This window comes from Kitasatospora sp. NPDC088779 (assembly GCF_040685395.1).
In the GTDB taxonomy this organism is placed as follows: domain Bacteria; phylum Actinomycetota; class Actinomycetes; order Streptomycetales; family Streptomycetaceae; genus Kitasatospora.
On sequence record NZ_JBFBHW010000053.1, the window covers coordinates 1 to 19,170 of the forward strand.

Sequence of the window (19,170 nt, forward strand, 5' to 3'; positions counted from 1 at the left end):
CGTGCCGGACCAGGATGTGGCGCACCTTGGCCGAGTCCATCAGCGGGTCGTACGCGGGAAGGATGGCCCCGCCCGGGATGCCGAAGACGGTGTCCACTCCGACCTCTTCGAGTGAACGGATCAATGCCTGGGCGCCGGTCATCGCGGACTCCACGGGCCCGGTCCGGGCGTCGGGGGTGAACGGCGCTGGGGTCGATCCGGTGGTCTCGGTGCTGTGGGTGGTCACGGGGGACTCGCTCAACTGGGTCATCTGGCAATCTCTCGGTTTCGTCGACGTGGTGGTCCGGCGGGGAGTGCCGGGTGGTGTCCGTGGCCGGGGCCGCTGCGGTGCGCGGCGCCGTTGGGCGGCCAGGGACGTGTCGGGGAAACCGGGGCAGCAGGGTCTGTCTCCGCGCCGGTCGTCGGTCGTCGCGTGCTGAGGGGTGTTTCAGCGCTCGGTGCGACGCCGTGCCGTCAGGAAGCGTTGGCCGGAAGGGAGTTGCCCGGCCCGCAAGGAGTGTCTCGCGTCTCAGCCCTTGTTCGTGGGCGAGTGGTGGGTGAAGAGCAGGAAGACCAGGGCGATGGCGGCGATGGCCGCGCCGAGGCCGTACACGGTCGCGGCGCCGGCGCCGAGGGTGGCGCCGCCGATGATGGTGCCGAGGCCGATTCCGAGGTAGATGGAGGAGGAGTTGAGGGAGACCACCAGCGGGGCCTCCTGGGGGGCGACCTCGATCAGGCGGTGTTGCTGCGGGGGTGTCTGGCACCAACTGCTGGCGCCCCAGAGGAGGACCAGCAGGCCGACGACGGGCTTGAGGTCGGAGTCGGAGGCGGCGAGCCAGGCGAGGGACCCGAGGGCGACGACCATGGCGGTGTAGCCGACGATCAGGACCTTGGTGGAGCCCCAGCGGTCGGTGGTGTAGCCCGCGGCGAGGTTGCCGATGACGGCGCCGAGGCCGTACAGGAAGAGCATCCACAGGATGGAGCGCTCGGGCACCTTGACGGCTTCCAGCATGGGCACGCTGTAGGCGTACGCGGTGTAGCTGGCGCCCATGCCGAGGACGGTGAGCGGCAGGACGGCGAGGACGGCCGGCCGGCGCAGGACGGCGAGGCGGGTGCGTAGCGGCACCCGGACGTTGCCGGGGAGCCACGGCATGATCAGGCGCAGTATCACGGCGACGAGCAGGCAGAGTCCGGCGACGAGGCCGAGGGCGGTGCGCCAACCCAGCCAGTGGCTGGCGGCGTTGCCGAGCGGCACGCCGAGTGCGGTGGCGATGGTGAGGCCGCCGATGACCACGGCGAGGGCTCGGGCCCGCAGTTCGGGGCGGACGAGGGAGGCGCTGACGGCTCCGGCGTTGGGGGTGTAGGCGGCGGCGCCGGCGGCGGCGATGATGCGGCTGATGATCAGCACGGCCATGTTGGGGGCCAGTGCCGAGCCGAGGTTGGCGATGCCGAGCGTGAACAGTGCGGTGATCAGCAGGGTTCGGCGGGGAAGCCGGGCGAGGAGGGTGGCCAGGACGGGGGAGAGGACGGCGTAGGCAGCGGCGAAGACGGTGATCGACTGGCCGGCCGTGGCCGGGGAGACGTGCAGGTCCTGGGCCATGGAGGGGAGGAAGCCGGCCACGACGAAGGCGTCCGTGCCGACGGCGAACGTCCCTAAGGCGAGGACGAGGGTGGAGGACAGGCCGCCCTGGGGTGGTGAGCCGGGTTCGGCCGGAGCTTTCCGGTCGGCCGGAATCGAGACACTGGACATCCAGATTCTCCTTGCGGGTCGGTGCGCGTGCTGTGGTGTCGCCGCGCGGTGAGGCGGTCGGACCGTCGGGCGGTGCGGTCAGCCGGTCATGCGGGCGTAGTGGCGTCGGGTGCGGTCGGCGGCCCCGCCCGGCGCGGCGGCCATGAGGTCGGCCACCGTCTGCCCGGCGAGTTCGCGGCGCCAGGCCAGTTCGGCCTTGCGCATCGCGGTGGCGATCCCGCACGGCTGTCGGAACTCCCGTGCGATGGCGCCACCGCCGTCCGCGCGCTGGCGGATCTCGGTGCAGCGGAACACGTCGTCGGGGCCCTCGATGGCGGCGACCACGTCCATCAGGGTGATCTTCTCCGGCCGTCGGCCCAGCCGGAAGCCGCCCTTGGAGCCCGGTGTCGAGCTCAGGATGCCGGCCCGGACCAGTGCCTGTAGGCGCTTGGTCAGGTAGGCCGGCGGCAGGTCGAACCAGGCCGCCAGCCGTGCCGTCGGAACCGGTTGCTCACTGTCGAGCCATGCCAGGGTGAGGCAGCAGTGCAGGCCCCACTCGACTCCTTCACCCATTCGCATAACCAGGACAATACACGTCCAGGTTCTGCGACGCAGGCCGGACACGCCGGAGGTCCGGAATATGTCAAGTCGCGGCCCGACGAGGGCGTTGCGGCCCTGCCGGACCTCCGGTACAACGGTTAGCAGCCGACCGGTCAGGCCCGCGAATCGGGCCTGAGGACCACCCGTCTGCCGTGCAGCTCGCCGCGTTCCATTCGGCCGTGGACCTCGGCGGCGGCGCTCAGCGGAAGGGTCTCGACCACCAGGGGGCGCAGCCGTCCGGCCGCGAGCAGACGGTTGATGCCGACGGCGGCCTCGGCCAGTTCGGTGCTGGTCGCATGCGAGATCACGAAGCCGGCGATCGAGCAGTCCTTCATGTAGAGCGGCCCGACCGGGAGGATCGGCCGCGAGCGGGCGCCGGCCAGCAGGACGATCCGTCCGCGCGGGGCGAGCAGGTCGACGGCGGTGGCCAGGTCGTTCTCCCCGGACGTGTCGAGGTGGAGGTCGACGCCGCCGGGGCAGGCCTGGGCGAGCCGTTCGGCGAGGTCCGGATCGCGGTAGTCCAGGGCCTCGGCCGCACCCAGGGCGAGGCACTGTTCCAGGTCCCGGGCGGAGGCGGTGGCGACGACCCGGGCCCCGGCGTCGACGGCGAGGGTGACCAGCGCGGAGCCGACGTTCCCGGCCGCGCCGGCCACCAGGACGGTCTCACCGGCCCGCAGGCGGCCGTGTGTGAACAGGCCGAGGTAGGCGGTCGCGGCCGGATGGACGACGGCGACGGCCTCCTCGGGGAGGACGCCCTCAGGGAGGTGGTAGAGGCGGTCGGCGGGGACGACGACCTGCTCGGAGGCGGCGCCCTGGCGCCCGCCGTGGCCGAGGCTGTTGGTCCACACCCGGTCGCCGACGGCGAAGCCGGGGGCGGCCGGCCCGGCCGCGGCGACGGTGCCGACCAGGTCGCGGCCGATCACGAACGGGAACGCGACCGGGGTGCGGAAGAGGCCGGAGCGGACGAAGGTGTCCACCGGATTGACGGTGGTGGCCGTGACGTCGACCAGGATGTCGGTCGGCCCAGGACGGAGGGAGGGAAGTTCGCCGTAGCGGATGTTCTCGGGCGGCCCGAGGGCCTCGATGAAGGCTGCTCGCATGCTCGGAGAGTCTTCCACCGGTCAACGCCGGGGTGCCGCACGGAAGCCGTTTGTTCGTCAACTCGCGCGCGGTCGGCCCGCCCCTGATGGCCCCGGCACACCCCACCGGGCGGCTCCGGGGGCGATCGCGCCTGCTCGCGCGCTCTGTCCGGTGGTCCGGCCATAGGCCGCGCGTGCAGCCGTGTGCCCGGTGCACCTGGGCCCGGCCTGAGCCCTCTGCATACCGTCGACCCATCTGAAGATGCGTCTGCCATGTAGAGGTTGGGGATCTCGATGAGCGACTTCGCCCTGCACATCAGGGACACGCGAACACCCGGGCGCACGCCGGGCGTTGGCAGTTCCCACGACATCGTCCTCTCGGAGCTGTGCCCGGCGCTGTTCGCGTCGCTGCCCCGGGCGGACCAGCGCCGCAAGGGTGTGGAGTACCTGCGCGGACTGCTGGGCGCGGAGGGCCGCAAGTCGGTGCGCAACATCGCGCGGCTGATCGGCGGGCAGGCCACGGAGCAGAACCTGCACCACTTCATCAGCAGCTCCACCTGGGAGTGGGACCCGGTGCGCGCCGCGCTGGCGCACTACGTGACGTCCGTCGCGCCGCCGCAGGCCTGGGTGGTGCAGCAGACGGTCATCCCGAAGGCCGGGGAGCACTCGGTGGGCGTGGATCGCCGGTTCATCTCCTCGCTCGGCCAGGTGCTCAACGCGCAGCAGGCGGTGGGCGTCTGGGCGGCGTCCGAGGAGGTGAGCATGCCGGTGAACTGGCGGCTGCACCTGTCCCGGGCGTGGCTGGACGACGTGCCGCGGCGCAGCCAGGCGTCCATCCCGGCGAGTGTGGACACCCGGACGCTGGGCGACTGCTCGGTCGAGGCGGTGCTGGAGCTGACCTCGGACTGGCGGCTGCCCACGCTGCCGGTGGTGATGGACGTCCGGGAGCTGGACGGGATGAAGGCGCTGCGGCGGCTGCGCGCGGCGGGGGTGCCGTTCCTCGTGCGGATCAACAGCACGCTGCCGCTCCGCCCGGCCGAGGGGGCCGGGCACGGCGCGGAGGCGATGCCGGCCCACCGGATCATCGGGGCGTGCCGGGACCGCAGGCGGATGGTGACCTGGACCGACCACGGCCAGGACGCCGGGCTGCGTACCGCGCTGGTCGGTGCCGTCCGGGTGCGGACGGTGACCGGGGCGGCCCGCTCCCTGGGAGTGAGCCGCAGGCCGGACGGCCCGGCCCGCGACCTGCTGCTGCTCGGCGCGGGCAGCTCCGGCCGGCGCTGGCCGCAGGAGCTGTGGCTGGCCGACGTCCCGGACGCCACGCCGGCCCAGCTGTTCCGGCTGAGCCTGCGGATCGGCCGGGTCGAGCGGGACTTCGACGAGATCGCGGACCGCACCGGCATCCGCGACTACACCGGCCGTTCCTTCAACGGCTGGCACCGCCATGTCACCCTCGCCTCGGCCGCACACGCGGTCGTGGCCCTCTCCCACACCGGCGGCCGCTCGCTCCGCCGCGTGAGCTAGGGGCACTCTTCCGGATCACGCCCGCGCCCCGACAGGCACTAGGTCGCTTGGTCGACTCCCGCCGACGGGCCGTCCTTGACGAGGAGGTCGCGGACGCGCGAGAGCCGTAGGGCGAGCTGGACTTCGAGCGCTTGGCCGGGGTCCTGCCAGTCGGGGCCGAGCAGTTCCGCGACGCGTTCCAGGCGGCGGGCGACGGTGTTCGGGTGGACGTGCAGCTTCTGGGCGGCCCGGGTGGGGCTGGCTCCGGTCTCGAAGTAGGCGTCCAGGGTGCGGCCGAGGTCGGTGAACCGCTGCCGGTCGTACTCGAGCACCGGACCGATGACCGAGTCGACGAAGGAACGGACGTCCCGGTTGTCGGCGAGCAGGACACCGAGGAAGCCCAGCTCCCGGGGGGAGGCCGAGCGGCCGGTGGCGTCGAGGGCGATCATCGCCTCCAGGCAGCGCAGCGCCTCCTGGTGGCAGTGGTAGACCGAGGCGGCGTCCGCGACCGGCCCGGCCGCCGCCACCGTGACCGGTTCGCTCAGCAGCGGGGCGAGTTCGTTCAGGACGGCCCGGGCCGTCGTGCCGGCGTCGGTGCCGGGCAGCAGCAGCACGGCGTTGCCGCCGTGCCCGACCCGCAGCCCGTTCAGTCGCTGGGCCAGGCCCGTGGCCAGGGCGCAGGCCCGGCCGACCGCTCGGGCCTCGGGACGGACGACCACCACCACGTGCGGCGTGGCCAGGTTGATGCCGAGCCGGCGGGCGCGCTCCTCCAACTGCTGCGGCGGGCGCTGGGCGCTGGTGAGCAGGTCCTCCATCAGCTCGCCGTGGGCGCGGCCCTGCACGACGGTGGTGTCGCCGGTGCGCAGCAGCTGCACCGCCACCGCCTGGGCGGCCAGGTGCAGCAGTTCGTCGATGCCGGCCGCGGGGAGGTCCTCGGGGCGGAACACCAGGGTGCCGAGTATCTCGCCTCCGGCGGTGACCGGGGCCGCCCAGAGGCCGTCCGCGGTGTGGACCGGGCGTTTGGCGGCGTGCACCTCCGCGGCGGCGGGTCCGGTCTCGGGCATCCGGCCGGTGGTGGTCAGGACGGTGCCGTCCGCCGCGTGGATCCGCAGCGCGCCACCCAGGTTCCGGCTCACGGCTTCGGCGAGACCGTGGAGTTCGCAGTCGGTCAGCGCCCGTTCGATCAGTTCGTGATGGATGCGCCGGTGCTCGCTGAGCTCCCGCAGCGACTCGGTGGTGCGTCCGTGCTCCTCGCGCAGGGTCTGCGCGGTGGCCTTGGCGTCGTCGAGGACGAGGGCGCGCTGGACGGCCAGGCCGGCGAGCTCGCCGAGCAGGTTCGTGGTGGAGATCTCCTCCGGGGTGTAGTGCCGCACGTTGCGGTCGGCGACGTAGAGCGCGCCGAAGGGGTGTGGGCCGTAGCTCAGCGGGACGGCCATGATCGCGCGCAGCGCCTCGGCCCGGACCACCTCGTCGATGTCGGTGCTGTGCTGGATCCGGTTGTCGTCGAGGTAGTCCGGGGTCCAGACCGGCGCGAGGTTGGCGACGGCGGCGTGGCCGAGTCCGGAGCCGCCGGTCAGCTGGAGGCCGACGTTGAGCGTGGAGGTGTGGCCGTCCGACGCCCGGATGTAGGACAGGCCGTCCTCTGGTCCGGGGAAGCTGACGTACGCCATGTCCGAGCCGAGGAGCAGGCGCGAGCGCCGGGTGACGACCTTGAGCACCCCGTCGAGGGTGTCGGGGACGAGGAGGTCCCGGGCGGTGTCGAGCAGCGCGGACAGGCCCGCCTCGCGTTGCTGGCGCCCGCGGCGCTGGGCGCAGATGTCCAGTCCGAGCCGGACGGCCCGCTCCAGTGCGGCCGTCTCGGCCTCGCGGGCGCCGCCGCGGGCGGCCTCGGCAAGCAGTGACTCGATGCGCGCCGGTGGTGCCTCCGCCACCAGCAAGGTCAGTACCGTCAGCGCGTCAGGCCGCTTACGGACCCCCTGTTGGGCCATGCCCTACCCCCACCCGTGCACATCAGCCTTTTTGCCTGGCACATGCCAGGTAATGCAAAGTGTTTATCATGTCACTTTGGGTGGGGCTCGGATGATTCCACGGTTTGGACGGTGGAGGGGGCACCGCCGAGTGGCCCCGATGTGTTGCCGGGTCACCTTCCCGCCGCCCGTGCCGGTTGAGGAGGATGACGTGGTGGCCACCGGGGAGGTGGTCCGGGCGACAACGCCCAGCTGGCGCGGTGGGGGGCACAGGCGGACGACATGAAGGCGCTACAGGACTACCGCCGTTCGCTGGAACGGAGCAGGGCCGCGCTGGAGCACCCGCACCGGCCCGCGACCTTCCGGCTCTGCGGCCGTGAATGGGACCTGCTGCCAGGGATTTTCGCCCCGGTCTACTCGCCCACCAGCGAGATCTCCATGCGCCTGCTCGGTCTGGACGACCCGCGGGCCGCCGGGCGCTCCGGCTCGCTGCTGGAGATCGGCTGCGGCACCGGCGTCATCGCGGTGGCCGCAGCACTGGCCGGGCATGCACGGGTGGTGGCCGGCGACATCAACGAGGCCGCCGTCCGCAACACCGAGATGAACGCCCACCGGCACGGCGTCGCCGACCGCGTCCACAGCGTGCACAGCGACCTGTTCGCCGCGCTCGCGCCCGAGGAGCGCTTCGACACCGTCTTCTGGCACTCCAACTACGTGCTCGCGCCGGAGGACTACCGCTACCGGACGATGCACGAGCGCGGCTACGTCGACCCGGGCTACGCCGCCCACCGCCGCTTCCTCGTCGAGGCTCCGGGCCGGCTGGCTCCGGGCGGCTCGGTGCTGCTGCACTTCAGCGAGCGCGGCGACCTGACGGCGCTCCTCCGGATCGCCGAGGAATGCGGGCGCACCCTGCGGGTGGTGCGCAGCGGCGTCTTCCCGGAGGGCGAGGAGGAGGTCGCGCACATGTTGATCGAGGTGACCGTGGCGCGCGGCCGGTCCGGCGGCGAGACGGCACCTGGTACCGGCTTCTGACGTCCGAGCCCGGCGGCCCGATCTGCCACGCCGACTTCGGCACATGCCACGAGGTGCCGGCGCACGGTGGTCCGCCCACCCCGGGGGATGCGTGGGCCACCGGAGTCCGGCCGTGCTGTACGGCGTCCAGATGGGGCGCGCGCCCGAGCCGTTCCATGGCCGGATCTCGCCGGTCCGCCACCTCGGGACGGACCTCGTCGAGGGTCCGCCGTCACCGTTCTCGGTCGCGCCGGGGCGACATCTGACGGAGTGTGCCGCCACCTGATGGAGTATCCGCCACCTGACGAAGTGCGGGGGCGGGCGTTGGCGACACCTGGTGGCACGCCACAAGATCTGGAAGAGCCTCAGCCGTTCGGCGGCCGGCGGACCGCTGCCGGACCGGGACCCGGCCCGCGGGCCGGCCGCTCCTCCCTGACCCGTGCCATCCACAGCCTCGCCACGACGCCCTTCCGTGCGCGCCGCCGAGCCGGCGCACCTTCGCCCCGGGAGACCCCCATGGTCACCGCCCTGTCCGCGCTCCTGTCCCGGCCCGCACTCCATCAGCCCGACTGGGCCGACCACGAGCACCTTCCCGACATCAAGGACCGGCTGGCCGGTCTGCCGCCGCTGGTCGGCCCGGCCGACGTCCGGCGGCTGCGCTCCGTGCTCGCCGACGTCGCGGCCGGGCGGGCCCAGGTCGTACAGATCGGCGACTGCGCCGAGGACCCGGCGGAGTGCACCGCGGGCGACGTCGCCCGCAAGACCGGCCTGCTGGACGTCCTGGCCGGCATCGTCACGATGGCCACCCACCGGCCGGTGGTCCGGGTCGGCCGGATGGCCGGCCAGTTCGCCAAGCCCCGCTCCAAGCCGACCGAGTTCGTCGGGGGCCTGGAGATCCCGGTCTTCCGCGGCCACCTGGTCAACAGCCCCGAACCCGACCCGGAGCTGCGCCGCCCCGACCCGCGGCGGCTGCTCGGCTGCTACTGGGCGGCGGCCGAGGCGATGACCCACCTCGGCTGGTCGGATCCGGACCGTCGCTCGCCGCTCAGCCCGCCGGTGTGGACCAGCCACGAGGCGCTGCTGCTCGACTACGAAATTCCGATGATCCGTCAGATCGGTTACACCGAAAGCCTCTTGACGTCCACACACTGGCCGTGGATCGGCGAGCGGACCCGCGACGTGGCCGGCGTCCACGTCACGATGCTCGCGTCCGTGGCCAACCCGGTCGCGTGCAAGGTGGGACCCGGCATGGCACCCGAGGAACTGCTGGAGCTGTGCGCGCGGCTCGACCCGCACCGCGAGCCCGGGCGGCTGACCCTGATCGCCCGGATGGGCGCCGAGGTCGTCGCCGACCGGCTGCCCGCGCTGGTCAGGGCCGTCCGGGAGGCCGGCCACCCGGTCATCTGGCTCACCGACCCGATGCACGGCAATACCGTCACCACGCCCGGTGGGCTGAAGACCCGCTTCGTGGAGACCGTCGTCCGGGAGATCCAGCACTTCCAGTACGCCGTCCGCTCCGAGGGCGGCGTGGCCGGCGGCCTGCACCTGGAGACCACGCCCGACGACGTCACCGAGTGCGCCCACGACGCCTCCGGGGTGGCGCACGTCGGCGACAAGTACACCAGCTTCTGCGATCCCCGGCTCAACCCCGGCCAGGCCATCACCGTGGTCTCCGCCTGGGAGGGCTGACCCGCCGGGCCCGGAACGGCGCCACACGCCACCACGCCGAGAGCAACCGAGAGCAACCGAGCAACCGAGAGCAACCGAGAGCAACGGGCCGGCCACGCGTCGGCCCCGAGGGAGGTCCGGCAGTGACGAACACGATCGCCCTGGTCACCGGGGCAGCAGGCGGCATCGGCGCGGCCGTGGTCCGCGCCCTGGCCGAACAGGGCACCGCGGTGGCCGCGGCGGACCGCGACGAGGAGGGCCTGCGCAAGACCGTGGCCGCCCTCGCCGAGGAGGGCCTGCGGGCCGAGGCCTACCCGGTGGACGTCAGCGACCACCGCGCCGTCGACCTGCTCGTCGACCGGGTGGAGCGCGAACTCGGGCCGGTGGACCAACTGGTCAACGCCGCCGGGGTGCTGCGCCTCGGCGAGGTCCGGGACTTCTCCGTCGAGGACTGGACGGCCACCTTCGCGGTCAACGTCAACGGCGTCTTCCACGTGTCCCGCGCGGTGGTCGACCGGATGATCCCGCGCGGGCGCGGCGCCATCGTCACCGTCGCCTCCAACGCCGCCCGCACCCCGCGCACCGAGATGGCCGCCTACGCCGCTTCCAAGGCCGCCGCGACGATGTTCACCAAGAGCCTCGGCCTGGAGGTCGCCAGGTACGGCATCCGCTGCAACCTCGTCGCCCCCGGATCCACCGACACCCCGATGCTCACCTCGATGTGGCACGACGAGTCCGGCCCGCAGGGCACCCTGCACGGTCGCGCGGACGCTTTCCGGGTCGGCATCCCGCTCAACAAGCTGGCCAGCCCTGCCGACATCGCCGCCGCCGTGCTCTTCCTGCTCTCCGACGCGGCCGGCCACATCACCCTGCACGACCTCACCGTCGACGGCGGCGCCGGCCTCGGCGCCTGACCGGCCCGCCCAACTCACCATTCCCCCAGGAGAGTCCACCGCATGGCAGGCATTCCGACCATCGAGCCCTATCCGATGCCGACCGCGGGCGAGCTGCCCGACAACACCGTGTCGTGGACCGTCCGCCCGGACCGCGCGGTGCTGCTCGTGCACGACATGCAGCGCTACTTCCTGCGCCCCTTCCCGGCGGACGAGGCACCCGGCCGGGAGCTGCTGCACAACGCCGCCCTGCTGCGCCGCCAGGCCGCCGAGCTCGGCGTGCCGGTCGCCTACACCGCCCAGCCGGGCGGCATGACCACCGAACAGCGCGGGCTGTTGCTGGACTTCTGGGGCCCCGGGATGCGGATGGACCCGGTCGACCGCGAGGTCGTCGAGTCGCTCGCCCCGGCCCCCGGCGACTGGCTGCTCACCAAGTGGCGCTACAGCGCCTTCTTCCGCTCCGACCTGCTCCAGCGGATGCGCGAGGAGGGCCGCGACCAGCTGATCCTGTGCGGCGTGTACGCCCACGTGGGCGTACTGATGACGGCCGTCGACGCCTTCACCAACGACATCCGGCCGTTCCTGGTCGCCGACGCCGTCGCGGACTTCTCCGCCGCCCACCACCGGCTCGCCCTGGAGTACGCCGCCGCGCGCTGCGCGATGCTGATCACCGCCAAGGAGACCTTCGCATGACCGACCGGACGACGGGCCGGGCGAGCGGGCGGACGACGGACCGGACGACCGAGGAGCTGCTGCGCCGGGTGCTCGCGGAGCGGCCGCCCGCCTTCGCCCTCCTGCACCGGCCCGAGACCACCGGCCCGGGCACGCTGGACGTCCTGTTCGGCGAGGTCGCCACCGCGGACACGCTGGACGGTGTCCCGCTGGGCCCCGAGCCCGGCCGCCCGGGCCCGGAGGTCCTGGTCCTGGTCCCGTACCGGCAGATCGCCGAGCGCGGCTTCGAGGCCCAGGACGACGGTGCCCCGCTGCTCGCCATGACGGTGACCGAGCACGCCACCGTCGACCTCGGCGAAGCGCTGGCGCTGATCCCGGACCGGCCCACCGAGCTGACCGGCGCCCGCTTCGACCTCGGCGACGAGGAGTACGCCGACATCGTCCGCCGGGTGGTCGCCGAGGAGATCGGGCAGGGCGTCGGCGCCAACTTCGTCGTCCGCCGCACCTTCCTGGCCGAGATCAGTGACTACACCCTGCGCGCCGCGCTGGCCTTCTTCCGCCGGCTGACCGAGCGCGAGGCGGGCGCCTACTGGATCTTCGTCGTGCACACCGGGGAGCGGACCTTCGTCGGCGCCAGCCCCGAGCGGCACATCAGCCTGGCCGACGGCGTCGCCGTGATGAACCCGATCAGCGGCACCTACCGCTACCCGCCCTCCGGCCCCACCCTGGCCGGCGTGATGGACTTCCTCGCCGACCGCAAGGAGGCCGACGAGCTCTACATGGTGGTCGACGAGGAGCTCAAGATGATGGCCCGGATCTGCGAGGGCGGCGGCCGGGTGGTCGGCCCGTACCTCAAGGAGATGGCCCGGCTCGCGCACACCGAGTACCTCATCGAGGGCCGAACCGACCGCGACCCGCGCGAGATCCTCCGCGAGACGATGTTCGCCCCGACCGTCACCGGCAGCCCGCTGGAGAGCGCCGCCCGGGTCATCCGCCGTCACGAGCCCGCCGGGCGCGGCTACTACAGCGGCGTGGCCGCGCTGATCGGCCGGGACGAGCGCGGCGGGCGCACGATGGACTCCGCGATCCTGATCCGCACCGCCGACATCGACACCGCCGGCCGGATCCGGATCGGGGTCGGCGCCACCCTGGTGCGCCACTCCGACCCGGCCTCCGAGGTCGCCGAGACCAGGGCCAAGGCGGCCGGGCTGCTGGCCGCGCTGGAAGCCGGAGGCCCGCGCACCTTCGCCGGCCACCCCCGGGTACGGGCCGCGCTGGAGCGGCGCAACACCGTCATCTCGGATTTCTGGCTGGCCGAGGACGCGGACCGCGGCCGGCGGCTCGCCGAATTCGCCGGGCGCCGGGTGCTCGTGATCGACGCCGAGGACACCTTCACCGCCATGATCGGCCACCAACTCCAGTCACTCGGGCTTGAGGTGACGATCCGTCGGTTCGACGAGCACTACGCCTTCGACGGCTTCGACCTGGTCGTGATGGGCCCGGGGCCGGGCGACCCGCGGCAGGCCGACCACCCCAAGATCGCCAGTCTGCGCGCCGCGGTGGCCGAGTTGCTCGCCCGGCGGCGCCCGTTCGTCGCGGTCTGCCTCAGTCACCAGGTGCTGTCGACCCTGCTCGGCCTGCCGCTGCGCCGCCGGGACGTCCCCAACCAGGGTGTCCAGCGCGAGATCGACCTGTTCGGCGCTCGTGAGCGGGTGGGCTTCTACAACACCTTCGCCGCCGTCAGCCCGCACGACACGGTCGACGTGGACGGCGTCGGCACCATCGAGGCCGTCCGCGACCGGGAGACCGGTGAGGTGCACGCCCTGCGCGGCCCGCACTTCGCGTCCATGCAGTTCCACGCCGAGTCGGTGCTCACCCAGGACGGCCCCCGGATCGTCGGCGGCCTGATCGCCGAGGTCCTCCGTGCCGGAGCGATCCTTGCCGGGTAGTCTCCGGGAGACCGCACGGGAGAGGGGCCGACAGGATGGGCGATGACCGCGCCACCGGCGAATGGGGAGCGGAACTGCTCGACGTCGGGGCCTACCTGGCCCGCACCGGTGTTTCCGGTCCGCTGCCCCCCGAACCCGGGACGCTGCGCCGGCTGCACCGCGCCCACCTGCTGGCCCTCCCGTTCGAGAACCTCGACATCCCGCTCGGCCGCGGCGTCCCGCTCGACCTGGACCGCGTCCAGGCCAAGCTGGTCGCCGGCGGCCGCGGCGGCTACTGCTTCGAACAGAACCTGCTCTTCGCCGCAGTGCTGGAACGCCTGGGCTTCCAGGTCACCAGGCTCGCCGCCCGAGCCCTGCTGAACGCCGGCCGACCGCTGCCACGCACCCACCTGGTGCTGCTGGTGACGGTCGGCCGGACGCGTTTCCTCGCCGACGTCGGCTTCGGCGACAAGGGGCCGCTGGAGCCGCTGCCGCTGACCGACGGCGCCCTGGCCGAGCCCGACGGCTGGACTCACCGGCTCCGCCGGGTCGGCTCGGAGCCGGACTGCTGGGTGCTCGAACTCCTTCGCCCCGATGGGTGGTTGCCGCTCTACCGGTTCCAGACGGGCCTGCCGCTGCACCAGGTCGACTGCGTGGTGATGAACCACTACACCTCCACCCACGAGCGCTCCCCGTTCACCGGCCGGGCCTACCTGTCCAAGATCACGTCGCAGCGCCGGCTCTCCCTCGACGGCCGGCGGCTGGTCGTCGGCCGCGCCGACGGCACGACGGAGGCCGCGGACCTCACCGACGAGCGGTACGCCGCCGTCCTCGCGGAGGACTTCGGTGTCCGGCTCGGGCCCGGGGACCTGCGGTCCGTCCTGCGGAGCCTGCCGGCCATCGGCTCCTCCTGACACGCGTCGGCCCCGGCGGGTCTCACGACACCGCCGGGGCCGACGCCTTCCTCGGCTCAGGCCTCCTCGGCCGCGGCCAGCTCCCTGGCCAGCTCCAGCCGCTTCACCTTGGTCGTGGCGGTGTGCGGCAGTTCGTCCAGCCGGCGCTGCACCGGCGGGGCCAGCGTGGGCAGGCCGGCCACCGCGCGGTTCCAGCGGGCGAGGTCGAGCGGCTGGTCGTCCCGGGTGCAGACCACGGGCACCGGGGCCTTGTCCCCGCCGGGCACGATGATCACCTCCAGCAGCTCGGGCAGCCGGGTGAACAGCTTGTCCTCCAGGTCCAGGGTGCTGTTGATCCCCGGGATCTCGTCGACCTCGCGGTCCAGCAGATGCAGGCAGCCCCACCGGGTGCGGTAGCCGAGGTCGCCCATCCGCCACCAGCCGTCCCGCGAGAACTGGCCCTCGAAGCGCTCCCGTTCGCCGAAGTAGGTGACGATCTGCCCGCCGCTGCGCACCTCGATGTGGCCGGGGGAGTCCTTGGCCACCGGCCGGCCGTCCCGGCTGACCACCCGGACCTCGGTCATCCCGGGGAAGGTCCGCCCGACGCAGCGGCCGTCGGCGCCGCTGCGGCGGTGCCGGGTGTAGGTGCGGGCGGCGATGGCGCCGGTCTCGCTCTGCCCGTACGTCTGGGCGAAGAACGGCAGGCTGCGCTCGGACGCGCCCAGCAGGGTGTCGACCGTGCGCGGGTGGATGGCGTCGAAGGTGTTGCTGAAGCAGCGGACCTTGGCCAGCGGCTTCGCCGGGTGGTCCGCCAGGACCTCCCAGCTCAGCAGGGTGTTGGGGTGGGACTCGATCACCCCCGGGGGGATCCGGGCGAACAGCTTCGCGACGTGCTCCGGCTCGTCGTCCCGCAGGATGATCATGGGATGGCCGCGCAGCGCGAACAGCGCGGCCCCGCTGATCATCCGCGAGTGGACGAAGGAGACGTGCACGGCGATCGGCTCGTGCCGCCCGACCGGGGCGAGCAGCACCGACTGCGGGCGGCAGCGGGCCTGGATCGTGATGCCGGTCTGGACGGCGAGCTTGGGCAGGCCGGTGGTGCCCGAGGTGTGGGTGATCAGGGCCGGCCGGTCCTGCGGCATGGTCACCGGCGCCACCCGCTCGACCCCGGCCAGCCCGGCCAGCGCGGTCGCGCCCGGGAACTCCCCGGTGGCCACCAGCACCCGCTCGGTCAGGTCGAACACCTCGGACGGGAGTGCCTGCTCCAGCTTCGCCGCGTCGGTGAGCAGCGTCGGCCGGGACAGTCGCCCCAGCAGGCGGGCGACGGTGGCGCCGTCCAGCTTCGGGGACAGCAGCACCGGTACCCCGCCGACCCGGGCGACGCTGTAGGCGAGCAGGGAGATGTCGAAGCTGTCCGACTTGTGGATCACCACGTGCGAGCCGGGGCGGACCTGGGAAGCCCACAGCCGGGCGGCGAAGTCATCGACCAGGTCGGCGAGTTCGGTCAGGGTGACCCGCCGGCCCAGCTCCGGGGCGATGTCGAGGTCGTGGTCGAGGTAGACCGGGCTCGCCGGGTGACGGGCGGCCGCGCGGTCCCAGACCGTGCCCAGCCGGATGCCTCGATTGCCGACGCGTTGCAGGAACATGCTCCTCTTCCCCTTCGGTTGGTCGCGGATCGCTCGGGCGCCCGGTACCGGGGCGCCGGACGCCGGGCCGGCCTCACGGCTCGCGCAGGGCCCGGTCGACGAGGGGGCCGGCCGCTCCGGTGTACGTGGTCGGATCGCACAGCCGAGAGAGCTCGACCCTGCCGAACATGCCGCCGAGAGCGGGCAGTTCGGCGAGCACCTGCTCCAGCGGCCGACCGTCGCGGTCGGCCTCGCCGGACGCCTCGGTGAGCAGCTGCTTGGCCGCCGCCTTGCCGAGCCGGGGTGCCAGGACGGCGACGATCCGCTCCGAGACGATCTGACTACCCGTCAGTTCGAGGTTGGTGCGCATCCGTTCGGGCTTGACCTCCAGCCCCTCGGCGAGCTCCACCGCGGTGTGCGCGGCGCCCCCGGTCAGCCGCAGCGCCTCGCGCAGCAGCTGCCACTCGGCGTGCCAGGCGCCCCCCGAGCGCTCGTCCTCGGCCAGCAGGCACTGGGTGAGCCCGGCGGCGATCACCGGCACCTGCAGCGCGGCACTGCGGATCAGGGTGGCCAGCACCGGGTTGCGCTTGTGCGGCATCGCGGAGGAGCTGCCGCGCCCGGCCGCGGTGGGCTCGGCCACCTCGCCGACCTCCGTCCTGGTCAGCGACTGCACGTCGATCGCGATCTTGCCGAGGGCGCCGGCGGTGAAGGCCAGCGCGCCCGCGAGGTCGGCGATCGGGGTGCGCAGCGCGTGCCAGGGCAGCACCGGGCGGGCCAGCCCGGTCTCGGCGGCGAAGGCGGTGAGCAGTCGGTCCAGGTAGTCGCCCGGGTCCGGCGCCGCCCCGTTCGCGGCCGCGCCGTCGATCCGGGCGTACTCCAGGTACCCGGCGAGGGTGCCGGCGGCGCCGCCGAGCGAGACCGGCAGACCGTGCTCGGCGACCCGTCCGAGCCGCTGCTCGGAGTCCAGGACGAGCTGGCGCCAGCCGGCTGCCTTGAGGCCGAAGGTGGTCGGTACGGCTTGCAGGGCGAGCGTGCGGCCGGGGAGGACGGTGTCCCGGTGCCGTTCGGCGAGGACGGCCAGGGCCCGCGCGGTGCGGGCGAGGTCGGCGCGGATGATCCGCAGGGCCTGGGCGGCCACCAGCATCGCGCCGGTGTCCAGGACGTCCTGGCTGGTGGAACCGCGGTGGACGTACTCGGCGGCGGCCCGGTCCTCGGCCGCCACCACCCCGGTCAGCGCCCGGACCAGCCCGACCACCGGGTTGGCGGTCTCCCGGGACTCGACCGCGAGGGCCCGCAGGTCCAGCAGCTCGGCGCGGGCCAGGCGGGTGATGGTGTCGGCGGCGGTCTTCGGCAGGGTGCCCAGCCCGGCCTGGGCCCGGGCCAGCGCCGCCTCGGCGTCCAGCATGGCCTGTAGCCAGGCCCGGTCGCAGACGGCGGCCTCGACCGGCGTCCCGGCGCGGACCGGCGACAGCAGCCCGGCGTCGGTCAGGATGTCGGCCGCGTCGTGCGGGTCGTGCGGGTCGTGCGGGTCGTGCGGGCCGCCGGGTTCGTCCGGCGCGGCCGGCTCGTCAGGGTCGGTCATATCAGCACTCCGGTCAGGTCGGTGACGGCCGCGTCCGGCCGGACGCCGAAGGGCAGCTGGGTGGTGGGCGGCAGGGCGAGCAGCGAGCGGGCGATCGCGTCCGAGTCGCCGAGCGTCACCGAGTCCACGCCGGGCCGGATTCCGGCCGCCGTCACCCAGTGCACCGACTCGGTCGGCACCCCGTAGGCGTAGCGCCGCGGGTGCGCGCGGCCCCGGGTGTCCAGCAGCCGGTACGGCCGTTTGGTGACGGCCAGGCCGCCGGTCTCGTAGTCGGTGCCGCCCGTGCCCGGGATCCGGTACGCGGTGGCCTGTTCGGTGCTCAGCAGGTGCTGCAGCAGCGGGTCGGTGGTGCGGCGCAGGTCGGGTTCGGGCAGCCGGGCCTCGATCAGGACGGTGGCGCGCACCGGCGGCTGGGGCACCGCCCGGGAGGTGAGCACGTAGGCGGCCGCCTCGGTGTCGATCCGGATCTCGGTGCCCGGGCCGGTGAGTTCGACCACCCCGGCCTCGATCAGGGCGATCAGCTCCTCGATCCGGGAGACCGGCGGGCCGATCGACAGGAAGGCGTTGAGCGGGGTGTACCAGCCCTCCAGGTCGTCCCGGTGCGAGTTCCCCTCCAGCCCGCCGTGGTCCACTGCGAGGCGGATCTCGTTGCGCAGGTCGCGCAGGATGTCCAGGGCGGCCTTGAGCGGGCCGCTGAGGTTGCCGGCGCGGGCCGCCTCGACGTCCTCGGCCAGGTACCCGAGCAGCCAGTCGCGGAAGTCCTCCGGCCCGCTGAACTCCCGGTCCCCGTAAGGGCGGAAGAGCCGCTCCCAGTCCCACCGCTCCGACTCGGGGATGCCGTACTCGTCGAGCAGGGCCGCGAAGCCGCCGCCGTGGGCGACCGTCAGGTACCGCTGGACGAAGGGCTCCCGCTCGGCGCCGCGGCCCTTCGCGTCGAGCAGCGTGCCGTAGTAGACGCTCTCCACCTCGCGCGCGATCAGCGGCCACAGGTCGGTGCGGAACTGCACCGGCTCGCCGGCCGCGGACTGCTCGCGCAGCCCGGCGATGTACTCGGCGGTCAGCAACCGGGGGAAGTAACGGCCGTACGCGCCCTTCTCGTTCTCGCCGCGGGCGTGGTACGGGATGCCGCGGCGCGAACTGGCGAACAGTTTCGGCTCCCGGCCCGACGGCCGGTACACCAGCCGTCCGTCCGCGCGGACGAAGGCGCCGCCCCGGCCGACCGTGAACAGGGCCATGTGGTCGAAGAAGTTCAGCCCGAGGCCGCGCAACAGTACGTGCTGGCCCGGCAGGATGCCGCTCAGGTCGAGATCCGCCGGGTTGGCCGGGGTGATGTAGGTGAGGTGGTGGATCCGGGACAGGCTCGCCGTCCGCTCCTCGTGCGGGGTCGGCCGGGCCGCGACGTGGCCCTGGGCGAGCACGATGGCGTCCAGGTGGTTGAGCCGGCTGCCGTTCTCCAGGCGGATGCCCTGCGGGCCGCCGGGGACACCGTGGGTGTCCGCCATCGCCACCGCCCGCGAGCGGTGCACCTGGACGGTGACGTGCGCGGGCGCGCCGTCCACCACCCGGCGGAAGCTCGCGTTCAGGTAGCGCCCGTAGAACGCCCGGGTGGGGTAGCTGTCGGCTCGCAGGGTGCGGGCCTCGGCCACGCACTCCTCGTCCTGCCCGGAGGCGGCGCCGGCCTCGGCGACCTCCACCGCCCACTCCCACAGGCTCGGACCGGGCTCGATCGGGCCGTCGATCCGGGAGCTGTCGTCGGTGTACACGGTGATCTGCGAGGCGACGGTGTTCATCAGCAGGTGCCGTGACTGGTCCTGGCGCCAGACGGCGCCGGCGCCGGGCGCGGCCGGGTCGACCATGTGCACCGTGATGGAGCCGTGCGAGGGCGCCGCGCGCTCGTTGGCGCAGAGCCGCTCCAGAACGGACAGGCCGCGCGGGCCGGCCCCGATGACGCAGACCTCCAGTGCCGCCTTGCTGCCCACTCCGCTCATGCGCCCGCCCCGCTTCGCTCGGCAGGGGCATTCGCCCGCGCGCACCTCTCGAT

Annotated in this window: 15 protein-coding genes; 7 read left to right on the top strand and 8 right to left on the bottom strand. The window is 73.5% G+C overall.

Annotation, left to right across the window (positions count from 1 at the left end):
• From AB0P03_RS33545 to AB0P03_RS33560, 4 genes are all read right to left on the bottom strand, one after another.
• Positions 1 to 250: thiamine pyrophosphate-binding protein (locus AB0P03_RS33545; protein ID WP_363632352.1), on the bottom strand; the 250-nt coding region annotated here is incomplete at its 3' end.
• 258 nt (positions 251 to 508) lie between these two features.
• Positions 509 to 1,729, bottom strand: a complete 1,221-nt coding sequence (locus tag AB0P03_RS33550; protein ID WP_363632354.1) for an MFS transporter — start codon at positions 1,727 to 1,729, stop codon at positions 509 to 511.
• Between the two features lie 78 nt (positions 1,730 to 1,807).
• Entirely contained in the window at positions 1,808 to 2,287 is a 480-nt protein-coding gene (locus tag AB0P03_RS33555; RefSeq protein ID WP_363587036.1) for an Rrf2 family transcriptional regulator, read from the bottom strand.
• A 134-nt stretch (positions 2,288 to 2,421) separates the two neighbouring features.
• Positions 2,422 to 3,408, bottom strand: coding sequence for an NADPH:quinone reductase (locus tag AB0P03_RS33560; RefSeq protein WP_363587037.1), 987 nt, complete (start codon positions 3,406 to 3,408; stop codon positions 2,422 to 2,424).
• 273 nt (positions 3,409 to 3,681) lie between these two features.
• On the opposite strand from AB0P03_RS33560, the gene AB0P03_RS33565 reads away from it, so the two are divergent.
• Positions 3,682 to 4,911, top strand: a complete 1,230-nt coding sequence (locus AB0P03_RS33565) for a transposase (protein ID WP_363632356.1) — start codon at positions 3,682 to 3,684, stop codon at positions 4,909 to 4,911.
• 38 nt (positions 4,912 to 4,949) lie between these two features.
• Here AB0P03_RS33565 and AB0P03_RS33570 read toward each other — a convergent pair whose 3' ends face one another.
• Positions 4,950 to 6,878, bottom strand: a complete 1,929-nt coding sequence (locus AB0P03_RS33570; RefSeq protein ID WP_363632358.1) for a helix-turn-helix domain-containing protein — start codon at positions 6,876 to 6,878, stop codon at positions 4,950 to 4,952.
• 261 nt (positions 6,879 to 7,139) lie between these two features.
• On the opposite strand from AB0P03_RS33570, the gene AB0P03_RS33575 reads away from it, so the two are divergent.
• The 6 genes from AB0P03_RS33575 to AB0P03_RS33600 all read left to right on the top strand — a co-directional run bounded on the left by AB0P03_RS33575 (position 7,140) and on the right by AB0P03_RS33600 (position 13,943).
• Positions 7,140 to 7,889, top strand: coding sequence for a 50S ribosomal protein L11 methyltransferase (locus AB0P03_RS33575; protein WP_363632359.1), 750 nt, complete (start codon positions 7,140 to 7,142; stop codon positions 7,887 to 7,889).
• 495 nt (positions 7,890 to 8,384) lie between these two features.
• Positions 8,385 to 9,557 carry a 3-deoxy-7-phosphoheptulonate synthase gene (locus AB0P03_RS33580; protein WP_363587041.1) on the top strand — a complete coding sequence of 391 codons (1,173 nt, stop codon included), beginning with the start codon at positions 8,385 to 8,387 and terminating at the stop codon, positions 9,555 to 9,557.
• Positions 9,558 to 9,679: 122 nt separating this feature from the next.
• Positions 9,680 to 10,450, top strand: coding sequence for a 2,3-dihydro-2,3-dihydroxybenzoate dehydrogenase (locus AB0P03_RS33585; RefSeq protein WP_363587042.1), 771 nt, complete (start codon positions 9,680 to 9,682; stop codon positions 10,448 to 10,450).
• A 42-nt stretch (positions 10,451 to 10,492) separates the two neighbouring features.
• Complete coding sequence (locus AB0P03_RS33590) at positions 10,493 to 11,122, top strand: isochorismatase family protein (protein WP_063346539.1); 630 nt, start codon at positions 10,493 to 10,495, stop codon at positions 11,120 to 11,122.
• The gene (locus AB0P03_RS33595) at positions 11,119 to 13,050 is read left to right on the top strand and encodes an anthranilate synthase family protein (protein WP_363632361.1); all 1,932 of its coding nucleotides are present in this window, start codon (positions 11,119 to 11,121) and stop codon (positions 13,048 to 13,050) included. The genes AB0P03_RS33590 and AB0P03_RS33595 overlap by 4 nt, the downstream gene beginning before the upstream one ends.
• Positions 13,051 to 13,085: 35 nt before the next feature.
• The gene (locus tag AB0P03_RS33600; RefSeq protein WP_363632363.1) at positions 13,086 to 13,943 is read left to right on the top strand and encodes an arylamine N-acetyltransferase; all 858 of its coding nucleotides are present in this window, start codon (positions 13,086 to 13,088) and stop codon (positions 13,941 to 13,943) included.
• 56 nt (positions 13,944 to 13,999) lie between these two features.
• On the opposite strand, the gene AB0P03_RS33605 is transcribed toward AB0P03_RS33600, so the two are convergent.
• The 3 genes from AB0P03_RS33605 to AB0P03_RS33615 all read right to left on the bottom strand — a co-directional run bounded on the left by AB0P03_RS33605 (position 14,000) and on the right by AB0P03_RS33615 (position 19,117).
• Positions 14,000 to 15,568, bottom strand: a complete 1,569-nt coding sequence (locus AB0P03_RS33605) for a class I adenylate-forming enzyme family protein (RefSeq protein ID WP_363587045.1) — start codon at positions 15,566 to 15,568, stop codon at positions 14,000 to 14,002.
• 73 nt (positions 15,569 to 15,641) lie between these two features.
• Positions 15,642 to 17,129 (bottom strand): 3-carboxy-cis,cis-muconate cycloisomerase, encoded by a 1,488-nt coding sequence (gene pcaB / locus AB0P03_RS33610; RefSeq protein WP_363632365.1) that lies wholly within the window; start codon positions 17,127 to 17,129, stop codon positions 15,642 to 15,644.
• Positions 17,126 to 19,117, bottom strand: a complete 1,992-nt coding sequence (locus tag AB0P03_RS33615) for an FAD/NAD(P)-binding protein (protein WP_363587047.1) — start codon at positions 19,115 to 19,117, stop codon at positions 17,126 to 17,128. Before AB0P03_RS33615 ends, pcaB begins: the two co-directional genes overlap by 4 nt.
• Positions 19,118 to 19,170: the final 53 nt, after the last annotated feature.

Bases quoted from the DNA above. Each gene is read 5' to 3' on its own strand.
- AB0P03_RS33550 (WP_363632354.1), bottom strand. From the start codon at position 1,729: ATGTCCAGTGTCTCGATTCCGGCCGACCGGAAAGCTCCGGCCGAACCC.
- AB0P03_RS33555 (WP_363587036.1), bottom strand. From the start codon at position 2,287: ATGCGAATGGGTGAAGGAGTCGAGTGGGGCCTGCACTGCTGCCTCACC.
- AB0P03_RS33560 (WP_363587037.1), bottom strand. From the start codon at position 3,408: ATGCGAGCAGCCTTCATCGAGGCCCTCGGGCCGCCCGAGAACATCCGC.
- AB0P03_RS33565 (WP_363632356.1), top strand. From the start codon at position 3,682: ATGAGCGACTTCGCCCTGCACATCAGGGACACGCGAACACCCGGGCGC.
- AB0P03_RS33570 (WP_363632358.1), bottom strand. From the start codon at position 6,878: ATGGCCCAACAGGGGGTCCGTAAGCGGCCTGACGCGCTGACGGTACTG.
- AB0P03_RS33575 (WP_363632359.1), top strand. From the start codon at position 7,140: ATGAAGGCGCTACAGGACTACCGCCGTTCGCTGGAACGGAGCAGGGCC.
- AB0P03_RS33580 (WP_363587041.1), top strand. From the start codon at position 8,385: ATGGTCACCGCCCTGTCCGCGCTCCTGTCCCGGCCCGCACTCCATCAG.
- AB0P03_RS33590 (WP_063346539.1), top strand. From the start codon at position 10,493: ATGGCAGGCATTCCGACCATCGAGCCCTATCCGATGCCGACCGCGGGC.
- AB0P03_RS33595 (WP_363632361.1), top strand. From the start codon at position 11,119: ATGACCGACCGGACGACGGGCCGGGCGAGCGGGCGGACGACGGACCGG.
- AB0P03_RS33600 (WP_363632363.1), top strand. From the start codon at position 13,086: ATGGGCGATGACCGCGCCACCGGCGAATGGGGAGCGGAACTGCTCGAC.
- AB0P03_RS33605 (WP_363587045.1), bottom strand. From the start codon at position 15,568: ATGTTCCTGCAACGCGTCGGCAATCGAGGCATCCGGCTGGGCACGGTC.
- pcaB (WP_363632365.1), bottom strand. From the start codon at position 17,129: ATGACCGACCCTGACGAGCCGGCCGCGCCGGACGAACCCGGCGGCCCG.
- AB0P03_RS33615 (WP_363587047.1), bottom strand. From the start codon at position 19,117: ATGAGCGGAGTGGGCAGCAAGGCGGCACTGGAGGTCTGCGTCATCGGG.